Source organism: Methylomonas sp. AM2-LC (assembly GCF_039904985.1).
Lineage (GTDB): Bacteria > Pseudomonadota > Gammaproteobacteria > Methylococcales > Methylomonadaceae > Methylomonas.
The window spans coordinates 1,122,234-1,135,439 of record NZ_CP157005.1; the positions used below are offsets into that span (position 1 = coordinate 1,122,234).

Here is a 13,206-nt window from a genome sequence, read left to right on the forward strand (position 1 = left end):
CAGGAATCAGTTAGACTATTTATCTAATTATTAATGAGGACAGGTCTGCATGGCGGATGAAATTGAAGAGAAAAGACGCTACTTTCGGGTAAATGACACCATCAATCTGCACCATAAACTTATTGATGAACATGTTTTAGATAAACTAAGTCATGTTAGTAATGATGTATTGAGTAATTGTACGCTGAATACAGCGCTAGATGTATTGACTCAGGATTCTCGTGCATTATTTACACGATTGGAAAGACGTGATTCAGAGATTGCTGAATATTTGAAGATTATGGACACTAAAATTAATCTGCTTGCTCAAGCTATCAGTGTACAGAGTCAGCAGTTTTTTGAGCACGATACCCGTGAGGTTGTGCTCAGTGCTACCGGTTTAGCCTTTAGTAACGAAACGGAAATTAAACCGGGTCAATTGCTTGAGTTGAGAATGTTACTTACTTCCTGTATGGCAGTAATAGTGGCTTTTGCCCGTGTCGTTCAGTGCAAAAATATTGTGCAGGAAAACCCTTCACAGCCGTTTGCAATATGTGTGGAATATATTAATTTACAAGAAGATGATCGGGAATTGTTAATAAAGCATGTGGTGAAAAAACAACTACAACAATTACGCGATAAGTACGATCAATAAACCAGGGAGTGGTCGCTCTGTGCTGATTTCAGAGGTACTAAAAAAACTTTTATGCTTATTGGCTGATGGGCAATTTCATTCCGGTACGGCATTAGCCAGTGCAGTCGGTGTTAGTCGTTCTGCAATTTGGAAACATTTGCAAACTCTTGCTGACGTAGGGATTGAGCTGATTGCTGTTTCTGGTAAGGGTTATAAGCTATCCCAACCTTTGCAATTTTTGGATAGACAGCATATTGATCGCTATCTACGGCCGGATATCCATCAGTTTATAAACCGTTTGGAAATTCACGACTGTATTGATTCCACAAATAATTATTTATTGGAACAGGCTCGTTTGGGAGCTGATTCGGGCTGTGTATGTGTCGCTGAGTATCAATCTGCAGGTAAAGGTCGGCGTGGAAGACAGTGGGTATCTCCATTTGGCCAAAATATATATCTGTCGATACTCTGGCGTTATCAAGAGGGCCCTGCGGCGATAGCTGGCTTGAGTTTGGCGTTGGGTGTAGCGGTTGCAAGAACCTTAAAGCAGTTGGGTGTAACAGAGATAGGCTTGAAATGGCCCAATGACATATTTCGGCAACAACGCAAATTGGGCGGTATTTTAGTCGAAGTGTCAGGCGAAAGTAGTGGGCCGTGTCATGCAGTGATTGGTTTAGGTCTTAATTTTTATCTAACAGCTCAACAGGCAGATAGCATCGATCAACCTTGGACAGATATCGTCACTGCTTTAGGAGAAAATGCTTATCTGCGTCGAAATGAACTAGTGGCCTATTTGCTTAACCAATTATTGCCCTTAATTGCGGGATATGAAGCCGGAAGTATCCAAAAATATGCCGCCGAATGGCGTAGCTATGATTGTCTGCTGGACAGTGTTGTTGATATATATATAGGCCAGCAGTGTTTTAAAGGTAGGCTGAAAGGCATAGATGATGATGGGCTGTTATTATTGGAAACGAGTGATGGCCATTTACGCAGTTTCGCTTCCGGCGAAGTGAGTTTTCGATCAGCATGAATATTCTGATTGATATTGGCAATACCCGTTTAAAATGGATTTTCGCTGATTGTGCTGCCTTGATACATAATAATGTTGAGCGGACAGACAACAATAAGCTTGTTAATGAAGCTAACGGGGTAAACTCAAAATTAACCAGTTCTGCGGTTGAAAAAGATATTCAAACGGCGCTAGGTGACTTATGTCCAATGTACGAAGGTGTTTTATTCTATCGACAACAGAATGTGTGCCTGGAATTACGGAGTGCTTGGCAATTATTGCCTGAGCCACAGATAGTTGCTATTGCCTCGGTAGGTGCAACACAACTTGTGACTGATATGATTGAATTGATTCAGCAATTATGGCCACAGGTTAAATTGGTAATCCCTAAAGTCAGTGCGGCCGCCTTTGGTGTAATTAATGCGTACCCAGAGTCGGAAAAGCTGGGTATCGACCGGTGGCTGACTTTATTGGCTGCGCACCAGTATTATCCGGGGTTTACCTGCATTGTCGATTGTGGCACTGCAGTGACTATAGATGTGTTGACAGAGCAGGGGTTGCATCTGGGTGGGGTGATCTGTCCAGGCTTGCAAACAATGAAACAATCACTTGCGGTCAATACGGCTAGTTTGGGTGTCTATACTCAAGCACACGATTTGGCTTTAGCATGTAACACGGCTACTGCCATAGCAAATGGTACTTTGTATGCCGTTGTTGGTATGATTGAAAACGTAATGACTCAATTTCCAGCATTAAACCAACTTATAGTGACCGGAGGCGATGCCGTTGAGATAACAGCACATTTAAGCTTGAAAAGTTGGGTGGACAAAAATTTGGTATTTAAAGGTCTGAGTTTATTTTGTTAATAACCATAAATGATGGCTAAGTTGTTAGAATCTATTCACTATCCACTGTATTTCTCAATCGGTTCGAGTGATGCTCAGTTGTTTCATGAGCGATTTGTACGATCAAATCTAGTAGTCTTTTAATTGCCAAAATTTGCGAATATTTAAATTCTATTCGAATCTATAGGGCATTTAGTTGATAATAGGCACCTTTTTATGGTCTTGAGTATGTTCAGCCTGTCATGAAGCTGGAAAAAATCAAACTTTCGGGTTTTAAATCTTTTGTTGATCCAACCACAATTCCGATTAACGGTAATTTAACTGCGATTGTCGGGCCTAATGGCTGTGGAAAATCCAATATTATTGACGCAGTGCGTTGGGTGATGGGGGAAAGTTCTGCCAAACATTTACGTGGCGGCAGTATGACGGATGTGATTTTTAATGGTTCGTCCGGGCGTAAACCCGTCAGTGTTGCTGCTGTTGAATTGGTTTTTGATAATAGTGATGGTCGGGCTGCTGGTGAATATGCCCAATACAATACCATTTCCATCAAGCGGCAAGTTAGTCGTGATGGACAAGCTCTCTATATGCTAAACGGCTCTCGTTGTCGGCGTAAAGATATCACTGATTTATTTTTGGGTACTGGTTTAGGATCGCGAAGCTACGCGATTATCGAGCAGGGCACTATTTCCCGTATGGTAGAAGCTAAGCCAGAAGATTTAAGAGTGCATATAGAAGAAGCTGCCGGTATTTCAAAATATAAAGAAAGGCGGGCAGAGACCGAAACAAGGATGCGGCATACTCGCGAAAATCTTGAGCGTTTGGATGATTTGCGTGATGAGGTTGATAAGCAAATCAAAAATTTAGCCAGGCAAGCACAAAAAGCGGAAAAATATACTGAGCTAAAAAAGCAGGAACGACAGTTTAAGCAAGAATTGTTGGCTATGCGTTGGCAAAATTTTCATAATGTCGCTCAGAAACTGGAAGGAAATTTACAGACAATTGCCGCTGAACATAATCGCTTATTTGTATTACTTCGTGATCTTGAAAAAAGCATGGAAGGAAAACGTAGCGAACAGAAGCTTAAACGTCAGCAATTAGATGCGCGCCAAGATGTTTATTATAATGTGGTTACAGAAGTGAGTCGGCTTGAACAAGCGATCAAGCATAACGAAAAAAGTCATGAAGAAACTTTGATTGAAATTAATCGTTTAAAGCAACAGGCTGAACATGCCTATCACGAATGTGAGCAAGATCGCCTGCAACTTGAAGAAATTCGTCAAACGTTGCTGGCTGCAGAAGAAACAATGATCGTAGCCAAAGAGCGTGAAGAAGATGTTTTGGGCATGCAGCAAGATACAGAATATAAAAAGCAGCAATGGCAGCAACAATGGGAAAAGTTTTTGTCAGAAAACGCTGGCTTTCGCGAACAGGCCGAAGTGCAACGCGTTAAGCTAACACAATTGGAAAATCAAAATCGACAACTGCAAATCCGCCTGGAGAAATTGCAAGGTGAGCAAGGTTTATTAAGTAGCATACAGTTACAAGAAGAACTGGAAACACTTGAAAGCAGTATAGAGTTGATAGAAGCTGAACGTAATCAGTTACAGCAACAATTGGAAGCTGTATTGCTGCGTATTAACGAATTAAGGCAGAAAATTAAATTAATTCAAGAACAATTGCATAACAAGCGCGCAGAATTGCAGCGCGTTAATGGCAAAATAACCTCCTTAGAGTTATTGCAGCAACACGCGATGGGTAAGGACAAAAAAGATTTAATTGTGTGGCTGGAACAAGTGGGTTTGATACAGCAACCACGTCTTGCCGAGTTTTTGGAGGCAGCCACTGGTTGGGAAACCGCACTGGAAACTGTGCTGGGAAGTTATCTGGAAGCTATTTGTGTGGATGACACCGCAGCAATATTGGGTGAATTAGAAGATTTAGGTAAGCAATCTTTGGTCATTTATGAAACACTACCCAAGCAAGTAAAGACCGAAGCTCCTGATACTTTGCTGAGCAAAGTTAGTTGTCCTTATGATTTGTCGAGCCTTTTAAGTGGTATTTATTGTGCAGAAACCTTGCAAGATGCGCGGCGGTTATCCCTACAGGCTCATGAGTCAGTGGTGCTGCCCAATGGTATTTGGTTGGGGCGCGATTGGATTAGAATTAGTCGAGGTAGCGATAGTAAATCGGGTTTGCTGCATAGGGAAAAAGAACTAAGAGATTTAAAGGAACATCAGGCGGAGTTGCAAAACCTAATTAGCGATGATGAGCAACTACTGATAAGCTGTGAGCAGGAATTAAAAATAGCAGAAAGCGTTCGTGAACAAAGCCAGCAAAAGGAAAAAATATTGAGTACTGAGTTTTCTGTCAAAAGTGCAGAATACAGTGCTCAGTCCGTACATTTGCAGCAACAAAGTCGTCGCTTACAGCAACTAGAGCTAGATATTGCTGAAATTATTATGCAGATCAACGAAAATGCTGAAAACATTTCCGAAGCCGAAATGATAAAAGAAGATGCTGAGCAGGCTTTATCGGAACTGTTAGATAAAAAACTGGCACTTGAAGAATTAAGTCAACATCTACAACTACAGCAGCAAGACAGCAATGTTTCTGTGAATGAGGCTCGTCAGCATTTACATCGGCTACATGCTCAGATAGAGTCGTTAAAATCTTCAGAGATTTTGACTGCCAAGCAAATTGAACGATTGCAGTTACAGCATCAGCAAGCTGATGAGCGTGTTGTTGAGTTGCAGAAAAAATTGCAGGTATCCTTATCGCCTATGGATGACGAAAAAATGCAACTAGCTGTGTTGTATGAAGAAAAGCAAGCGTTTGAAGATAGTTTGGCGGCTGATCGTCTTGCGCAAGAGGCAAGTGAACAAACAGTTAGTGAGTTAGCCGAACAATACGCGCAGACACAAACGGCTCTGGAAACGCAAAAACAGGCCCTAGATGATTTACGCTTTGAGCAACAAGACAGTCGGGTTCGGCAGCAAACTATTGCAGAGCAACTTAAAGAAGTTGATGCCGATCCAGAGCAAATATTAGCAAATTTGCCTGCTGAGGCAAAAGAATCAAAATGGAAGTCTGCTGTTGATGAACTGATGGAAGAGATTGATAAGTTAGGATCAATCAATCTGACTGCGATTGAGGAATATAAAACTCAATCAGAACGGATGAGGTTTTTGAATGAACAACGTGATGATTTGCAAGAAGCTTTGCAAACATTAGATCAAGCAATTAGTAAAATAGATAAAGAAAGTCGTCAGCGATTTACCGAAACTTTCGATAAAATTAATCTGGGCTTGCAAGAAAAGTTTCCGCGCTTGTTTGGTGGCGGACGGGCATATTTGGAATTAACAGATCAGGATGTTTTGGAGGCTGGTGTGAACATCATTGCTCAACCACCTGGTAAACGGAATAGTTCGATTCATTTGTTGTCTGGTGGAGAAAAGGCGTTGACCGCAGTGGCCTTAGTGTTTTCAATTTTTGAGTTGAATCCGGCACCGTTCTGTTTGTTGGATGAAGTTGATGCACCATTAGATGACGCAAACGTAGTAAGATTTTCGCAAATGGTGGAAGATATGTCGGAGAGTGTACAATTTTTGTACATTTCACATAATAAAGTCACAATGGAAATTGCAAAACATCTGGCAGGTGTTACCATGAAAGAACCGGGAGTATCTAGAATGGTGGCTGTTGATATTGAAGAAGCTGTAAGTATGGCAGAAAGCTAATGGATAAAGAATTATTAAGAGTCGTGATTATATTGTTGGGCGTGCTGGTCATGATTGGCATGCTGTTGTGGCATTTTTTCAAATCTATGCGAGAGCGTCGCGAGAATGATTATTTCGACGAATCAGGCTATGATGAATTGGAAGACGAAGAGTTTTCGCTAGGTCAGAGTGAGTTTTCACCAAGTACGATGGTCGATGGTGATGCCTTGCTTGATGAGGATGAAATAAAGCCTGTTCGACAGTCAGACGCTTACCGACAGTCAAAGACAGAGATTCCCAAATCAGCTGTGTCACGACATGAATTACCCAAGCTTATTGAATTTAGTCTGGTTGCACGTGCAGATCAGGGTTTTAATGGTGAAGAACTTTTTGATGCATTTGATCATTTGCATCTGGAATATGGAAGTGTAAAAGTTTTTGAACGGGTTGATAAGCAACGTATGGTTCATTTTACAGTGGCCAGTATGATAGAGCCAGGTACTTTTCCAGATACTGATCTGGAAAACTTTTATTGCCCCGGCATTGTGTTTTTTATGCAACCACGTGAAGTTGATTCACCATTGGCGGTGTTTGATGATTTTATAGAGACTATCGATCTGCTTGCTGAAGATTTGGATGGTGTCGTTTGGGATAATCAAAAACAGCCATTGACAGCGGAAACCATTGCCTATTTTAGAGACCTGTTGGCTCAGAAATAAATTCAGCGATTTTAGCGGGCGCAGTACAGCGCTCTTATTTTGTAAAATAAACTAGTAAGATTAAGTGGATCAAAAAAACATTAGAAATTTCTCCATCATTGCGCATATCGATCATGGTAAATCGACTTTAGCAGATAGATTTATTCAAATTTGTGGGGGGTTAAGCGATAGAGAAATGGAATCGCAAGTACTGGATACCATGGATCTGGAACGAGAGCGTGGTATCACTATTAAGGCACAAAGCGTTACGCTTAATTATAAAGCCAGTGATAATGAAATCTATCAGCTTAACTTTATTGATACACCAGGGCATGTGGATTTTTCCTATGAAGTATCACGGTCTTTGGCGGCTTGTGAAGGTGCATTGTTAGTGGTTGATGCAGCACAAGGTGTAGAAGCACAAAGTGTTGCCAATTGTTATACTGCGTTGGAGCAAGGGCTGGAAGTGGTACCTGTCCTGAACAAGATAGATTTACCCTCTGCAGAACCTGAAAGAGTGATGGCAGAGATTGAAGATGTTATTGGCATCCCTGCTGATGAAGCCCTGAAAATCAGTGCTAAAACCGGCATAGGCGTGGAGGCGGTGCTTGAACAGTTGATTCGTAAAGTTCCAGCACCTAGTGGTGATGAGAATGCACCCTTACAAGCATTAATCATAGATTCCTGGTTCGATAATTATCTGGGGGTAGTGTCATTAGTTCGTATTGTTAATGGTAGTTTGCGTAAAAAACAGAAAATTACCGTTATGTCTACGGGTAAGTCCTTCTTAGTCGAAAAACTGGGCGTCTATACACCAAAGCAGTTAGAAAAGCCTGTGCTCCATACAGGAGAAGTGGGATTCATCGTTGCTGGCATTAAAGACATTTTTGGCGCACCGGTTGGCGATACCATTACGGCTACAGATAATCCAGCCAGCACAGGATTGCCCGGATTTGAAACCGTACAGCCACGAGTATTTGCCGGTTTATATCCAATTAGCTCAGATGATTACGGTAATATGCGCGAAGCATTGGATAAACTACGCCTTAACGACTCCGCTTTGAATTTTGAACCTGAAACCTCTCAAGCCTTGGGTTTTGGATTTCGCTGCGGCTTTTTGGGTATGTTGCATATGGAGATTGTGCAGGAACGCTTGGAACGTGAATATGATATTGATTTAATCACTACTGCACCGACCGTGGTCTATGAGGTAGAAACTCATAATGGAGAAGTGATTTTGGTTGATAATCCAGCTAAATTACCCGATGTAGGTACTATTACCGATATTCGTGAACCGATTATTCTGGCTAATATTCTGGTGCCACAATCCTATTTGGGCAATGTTATCAGTTTATGCATCGAAAAACGCGGCGTACAAAAGAACATGCAATATGCTGGTAGCCAAGTATCATTGAATTATGAATTGCCGATGAGTGAAGTGGTGTTGGATTTTTTTGATCGCCTTAAATCAGTCAGTCGGGGTTATGCTTCTTTCGATTATGAGTTTTTACGTTTTGATTCAGCGCCCTTGGTTAAACTCGATGTTTTAATTAACGGTGATAAAGTCGATGCCTTATCTATTATAGTGCATAGAGATTTGAGTCAGAATCGTGGTCGCGATCTGGTAGAAAAAATGAAAGATCTCATTCCAAGACAAATGTATGAGGTGGCCATTCAGGCGGCAATAGGCTCTAAAGTGATAGCGCGCTCCACAGTCAAAGCTATGCGCAAAAATGTAACAGCTAAATGTTATGGCGGCGATATAACCCGTAAGAAAAAACTATTGGAAAAACAGAAAGCCGGAAAAAAACGCATGAAGCAGGTCGGCAGTATTGAGATTCCCCAGGAAGCATTTCTGGCGGTGTTACAGGTTAATAAAGATTAACAGCTATTTAATATAATATTATGGATTACGATTTTTCATTCTTTCTGGTCTCCGCAACCTTTGTCACTGGTGTGGTATGGGGTGGTTTTTGGCTATACCTTAAGTATACACAGCAGCCTTATCCAGTGGAAAAAGAACCACTTATGGTTGAATACGCTCGTTCATTTTTTCCGGTAGTTTTGATCGTGTTGTTATTACGCTCATTTCTATTTGAGCCATTTCGTATTCCATCGGGATCGATGATGCCCACCTTGTTAATTGGTGATTTTATTTTGGTGAATAAATTTAGTTATGGTGTACGTTTGCCAGTTCTGAATACCAAAATTATTGAAATAAATGAACCAAAACGTGGTGATATTGTGGTGTTCCGTTTTCCCAAACAGCCCAGTATTGATTATATCAAACGGGTGATTGGTTTGCCGGGGGATCGAATAGCTTATTACGATAAAAAGTTATATGTAAACGGGCAACCGACTAAACAGATTTCTTTAGGACGTTATCAGGGTGTTGGACAGGGTAGTAACATGAGTGGTGCTGAACTGATTAATGAGGATCTAGAAGGCGTAGAACATTCAATACTCATTAGCAGTGGTGTTTCTACTGTAGAAGATGTGTTTGTTGTCCCTGCTGGTCATTATTTTGTGATGGGTGATAATCGTGATAACAGTAATGACAGTCGCTATTGGGGTACAGTGCCGGAAGCGAACCTGGTAGGTAAAGCGGTTGTGATCTGGATGAATTGGGATTGGCAAAATAGTGGCATAGCGTTTAATCGTTTGGGTACAATTCTTAACTAACTTGTAGAGATGTTCAGGTGAAATTTAAAAGAAATCAAAAAGGTATGACGGTTATTTCAATGCTCGTTTTAATAAGCATGATAACTTTTGTAATCATATTGATTCTTAAAATTGCACCCATTTACACCAATAATTATAAATTGGTTAGTTCACTGAATGCATTGAAAAACTATCCTGGGCTTATTAATCTTTCCGCTGAGGAGATTAAAAACAAGTTTAATAAGAATATGGATATGAATATGGTAAGTAATGTTACTGAGCAAGATATAAAGATAGTTAAACAAGGCGATATTGTGAGAATAAGTGTTGAATATGAACGTGTTGAAGCTATTGTGGGTAATCTCAGTATATTGGTGCAATTCCATGAAGGATTTGAAATCCACAGGTGATTAAGCATTCAGATATTTTGGCTAAAAAACTGGGGTTGAAGTTTAATCAACCACAGCTTTTTTCAATAGCATTGACACATCGCAGCATGGGAGCTAGTAACAATGAACGCTTGGAATATTTGGGCGATTCAGTATTAGGTTTTGTCATTGCCCAGCAATTATATGAATTATTTCCAATGGCGGGTGAAGGTGTACTGAGTCGTTTACGTGCCAGTCTGGTCAATCAAAGCTCATTAGCCGAATTGGCTAGACTGCATAATCTAGGTGATTATTTGATCTTAGGTTCTGGAGAACTTAAAAGTGGTGGATTTCGTCGCGAATCTATCCTGTCTGATGCAATGGAAGCTATTATGGGTGCCATCTTAATGGATCAAGGATTTGATGTTTGTCGACAATGGATTCTTAAATTGTTTTCTGAAAAATTGGCTGCATTAAAAGCAGACAACTGGAATAAAGATCCTAAAACCCGTTTGCAGGAATTAATGCAGTCCAGGCGAGTAGAATTGCCAATTTATGAATTGGTAAGTATGTCGGGTGCTGATCATGCACAAACTTTCGAAGTGATTTGCAAAGTAACTATCTCAGAGCAAGCTTGTAAGGGATTCGGGATTTCCCGAAAAAAAGCTGAACAGGCTGCGGCCGAAAATATGTTAAACCTACTTCAAAACAAGGACCAATGAACTGCGGATACGTTGCTTTAATCGGTAGACCTAATGTTGGTAAATCTACATTAATGAATCATTTACTGGGTCAAAAGCTTAGTATTACCTCAAGAAAACCACAAACTACCCGGCATCGGATAATAGGAATCAAAACCACTGCAGAAGGGCAGGCTATTTTTATGGATACGCCCGGCATGCATCAGGATGAAAAGAAGGTATTAAATCGCCACCTCAATAAAACGGCAGATAGTACTTTACTCGGCGTAGATTTGGTACTGTGGTTACTGGATGGTTTATATTGGCATGAATATGACGAGCAGATTTTTAATAAATTGCGTTATGCGGGTTTGCCCGTCATTCTGGTTATCAACAAAATCGATAAAATTAAAGACAAACAGGCTTTTTTAGCGTTTTTTTCGGAAGCCAGAGAAAAATTTCCTTTTCAGGAAATTATTCCCGTTTCTGCGCTGAAAAAAACTAATTTGGATCTACTGGAAAAGCATGTGATGGCTTTATTGCCAGTAGCAGAACCTATTTATCCTGAAGATCAAATTACGGATAGACCGGAACGTTTTTTTGTTGCAGAAATAGTCCGAGAAAAACTGACAAGACGCTTGGGTGACGAATTACCTTATGCGTTGACTGTTGAAATTGAGCTTTATGAAGAGCATCCCGATTTGTGCAAAATCTATGCAAATATTTGGGTAGAACGCAGTAGTCAAAAAAGTATCGTGATTGGTAAGCAAGGTGAAATGTTGAAAAATATCGGTACCGAAGCACGTATCGATATTGAGAAACTCATAGGCCAAAAAGTTTATCTACAGCTATGGGTTAAAGTAAAAAAAGGTTGGTCGGATAGTGAGCGCGCTCTACAAAGTCTGGGATTTATTGATACTCTAAATTAAATTAATAGATGGAAGCGGTTGTTTATCTTCAGCCTGCTCTGATATTACAACATCATGCTTATCGGGAAAGCAGTCTGTTACTGGAAGTATTTACGCGCGATTATGGCATTATTTCTGTGCTTGCCAAAGGCGTGCGTAAAGAAAAATCGAAAATGGCAGGTTTGTTACTGCCGTTTATACTAGTCAACATTTCCTATCTGGGCAGAAATGAATTAAAAACGCTGACCCAGGTTGAGTTTGTAAGTAGCTACCCGTTACAGGGTATGTCACTGTATTGTGGCTTTTATGTAAATGAATTGTTGCAAAAATTTTTGCATAAATACGATCCTTATCCAGCGTTATTTGTCCGTTATCTGCACTGCCTGCAAGCTTTGTCTAGTGCAGAAACTATAGAACAAACCTTGCGATATTTTGAACTGGATTTGTTACAAGACACTGGCTATGGCATACAATTGGACGTTGACTGCGAAACTGGCGTTAATGTTGATTCTGTGCAGCGCTATCATTATTTACCTGCTCATGGGATGAAATACTCGGCACATGGCATAATTAGTGGCGAGACATTACAGTTATTGGCCAAAAATGCAATGCTTGATACAAAAGCATTGTCGGAATCCAAGATTTTGTTAAGAAAAATGCTGGATTCTTATCTACAGGGTAAGCCCTTGAAAAGTCGTGATGTACTAGCCAATATTATCCAATATTTGTGATCAATAAAATTGCAATTAAGCGGTTTATAAAAAGTCACTATGCTCCGTATTGCCTATTCAGCTTGAATAATAAACGAAGTACAGCCGCTGCTGCACTCCCCAAATAGCCAAATGAATAAATGAATAAAAATAATATATTATTAGGTGTCAATATTGATCACGTTGCTACTTTAAGGCAGGCTAGAGGCACGCGCTTTCCTGATCCTGTGCAAGCTGCATTGGTAGCAGAGCAGGCGGGTGCTGACGGCATTACAGCACATTTACGTGAAGATAGGCGGCACATACAGGATAGAGATATCGTTTTACTCAAGGAGCGCCTACATACCCGCTTAAACCTAGAAATGGCCGTTACTAATGCCATGGTGGAAATTGCCTGTCAAATTAAGCCTTATGCTTGTTGTTTGGTTCCAGAACGCCGCGAAGAACTTACCACAGAAGGTGGGTTGGATGTTGCAGGTGCTGAAGCTAAAATTAAATCCGCCTGTCAGGAATTAGGGGCTGCGGGCATTGAAGTCTCGCTATTCATAGACCCTGATTTTAAACAAATTGATGCCGCAGTGAATGCTGGTGCACCAGTTATAGAATTACACACTGGTCGCTATGCAGATGCTGACAATAAATCACGGCAAGCCTTAGAGTTACAGCGCCTGCAGTTGGCTGCCGAATATGCCAGTAAAGCTGGTTTGCAGGTCAATGCGGGACACGGTTTAAATATGCACAATGTAGAAGCTATTTGCCAGATAGAACAAATAATAGAATTGAATATTGGCCATGCCATTATTGCACAAGCGCTGTTTGGTGGCTTGGAGAAAGCGGTAAGTGAGATGAAACAGGTGATTAGGGCGGCGCGCTTTCACTGTTAAATTGCCAATAGCCGTTACTTTTTCTGGCAGCAAGGTCAATCAGTGTTAATACAAATTTGACAATTTCTACTGTTTGTAACTAGCATAAAAAAGGGGAACTAATAGTTC

Annotated in this window: 12 protein-coding genes; all 12 read left to right on the forward strand. The window is 40.7% G+C overall.

Annotation, left to right across the window (positions count from 1 at the left end):
* The first annotated feature begins 49 nt into the window (after positions 1-49).
* The 12 genes from ABH008_RS05150 (at position 50) to pdxJ (ending at position 13,098) form a co-directional block, all read left to right on the forward strand.
* On the forward strand, positions 50-634 hold the full coding sequence (locus ABH008_RS05150) for a PilZ domain-containing protein (protein WP_347988784.1): 585 nt from the start codon (positions 50-52) through the stop codon (positions 632-634).
* Positions 635-653: 19 nt separating this feature from the next.
* Positions 654-1,646: a bifunctional biotin--[acetyl-CoA-carboxylase] ligase/biotin operon repressor BirA gene (birA, locus tag ABH008_RS05155; protein WP_347988785.1), complete on the forward strand. Its 993-nt coding sequence runs from the start codon at positions 654-656 to the stop codon at positions 1,644-1,646.
* Complete coding sequence (locus ABH008_RS05160) at positions 1,643-2,491, forward strand: type III pantothenate kinase (RefSeq protein ID WP_347988786.1); 849 nt, start codon at positions 1,643-1,645, stop codon at positions 2,489-2,491. Before birA ends, ABH008_RS05160 begins: the two co-directional genes overlap by 4 nt.
* A 221-nt stretch (positions 2,492-2,712) precedes the next feature.
* Positions 2,713-6,210 (forward strand): chromosome segregation protein SMC, encoded by a 3,498-nt coding sequence (smc, locus tag ABH008_RS05165; RefSeq protein ID WP_347988787.1) that lies wholly within the window; start codon positions 2,713-2,715, stop codon positions 6,208-6,210.
* Complete coding sequence (locus ABH008_RS05170) at positions 6,210-6,908, forward strand: cell division protein ZipA C-terminal FtsZ-binding domain-containing protein (protein WP_347988788.1); 699 nt, start codon at positions 6,210-6,212, stop codon at positions 6,906-6,908. Before smc ends, ABH008_RS05170 begins: the two co-directional genes overlap by 1 nt.
* Before the next feature lie 64 nt (positions 6,909-6,972).
* A complete protein-coding gene (gene lepA / locus ABH008_RS05175) occupies positions 6,973-8,772 on the forward strand; it encodes a translation elongation factor 4 (RefSeq protein ID WP_347988789.1) in 1,800 nt (599 codons plus the stop codon).
* Between the two features lie 20 nt (positions 8,773-8,792).
* Entirely contained in the window at positions 8,793-9,569 is a 777-nt protein-coding gene (gene lepB / locus ABH008_RS05180) for a signal peptidase I (protein ID WP_347988790.1), read from the forward strand.
* Between the two features lie 17 nt (positions 9,570-9,586).
* Positions 9,587-9,958, forward strand: coding sequence for a DUF4845 domain-containing protein (locus ABH008_RS05185; RefSeq protein ID WP_347988791.1), 372 nt, complete (start codon positions 9,587-9,589; stop codon positions 9,956-9,958).
* Positions 9,955-10,638 (forward strand): ribonuclease III, encoded by a 684-nt coding sequence (gene rnc, locus ABH008_RS05190; protein ID WP_347988792.1) that lies wholly within the window; start codon positions 9,955-9,957, stop codon positions 10,636-10,638. The genes ABH008_RS05185 and rnc overlap by 4 nt, the downstream gene beginning before the upstream one ends.
* On the forward strand, positions 10,635-11,525 hold the full coding sequence (gene era / locus ABH008_RS05195; protein WP_347988793.1) for a GTPase Era: 891 nt from the start codon (positions 10,635-10,637) through the stop codon (positions 11,523-11,525). The genes rnc and era overlap by 4 nt, the downstream gene beginning before the upstream one ends.
* Before the next feature lie 8 nt (positions 11,526-11,533).
* Entirely contained in the window at positions 11,534-12,235 is a 702-nt protein-coding gene (gene recO, locus ABH008_RS05200; protein WP_347988794.1) for a DNA repair protein RecO, read from the forward strand.
* Between the two features lie 119 nt (positions 12,236-12,354).
* Positions 12,355-13,098, forward strand: a complete 744-nt coding sequence (pdxJ, locus tag ABH008_RS05205) for a pyridoxine 5'-phosphate synthase (RefSeq protein ID WP_347988795.1) — start codon at positions 12,355-12,357, stop codon at positions 13,096-13,098.
* The last annotated feature ends 108 nt before the right edge of the window (positions 13,099-13,206 follow it).

Excerpts from the sequence above, each read along its gene's own strand:
- ABH008_RS05150 (WP_347988784.1), top strand. The coding sequence starts at position 50 with ATGGCGGATGAAATTGAAGAGAAAAGACGCTACTTTCGGGTAAATGAC.
- ABH008_RS05160 (WP_347988786.1), top strand. The coding sequence starts at position 1,643 with ATGAATATTCTGATTGATATTGGCAATACCCGTTTAAAATGGATTTTC.
- smc (WP_347988787.1), top strand. The coding sequence starts at position 2,713 with ATGAAGCTGGAAAAAATCAAACTTTCGGGTTTTAAATCTTTTGTTGAT.
- ABH008_RS05170 (WP_347988788.1), top strand. The coding sequence starts at position 6,210 with ATGGATAAAGAATTATTAAGAGTCGTGATTATATTGTTGGGCGTGCTG.
- lepB (WP_347988790.1), top strand. The coding sequence starts at position 8,793 with ATGGATTACGATTTTTCATTCTTTCTGGTCTCCGCAACCTTTGTCACT.
- era (WP_347988793.1), top strand. The coding sequence starts at position 10,635 with ATGAACTGCGGATACGTTGCTTTAATCGGTAGACCTAATGTTGGTAAA.
- recO (WP_347988794.1), top strand. The coding sequence starts at position 11,534 with ATGGAAGCGGTTGTTTATCTTCAGCCTGCTCTGATATTACAACATCAT.
- pdxJ (WP_347988795.1), top strand. The coding sequence starts at position 12,355 with ATGAATAAAAATAATATATTATTAGGTGTCAATATTGATCACGTTGCT.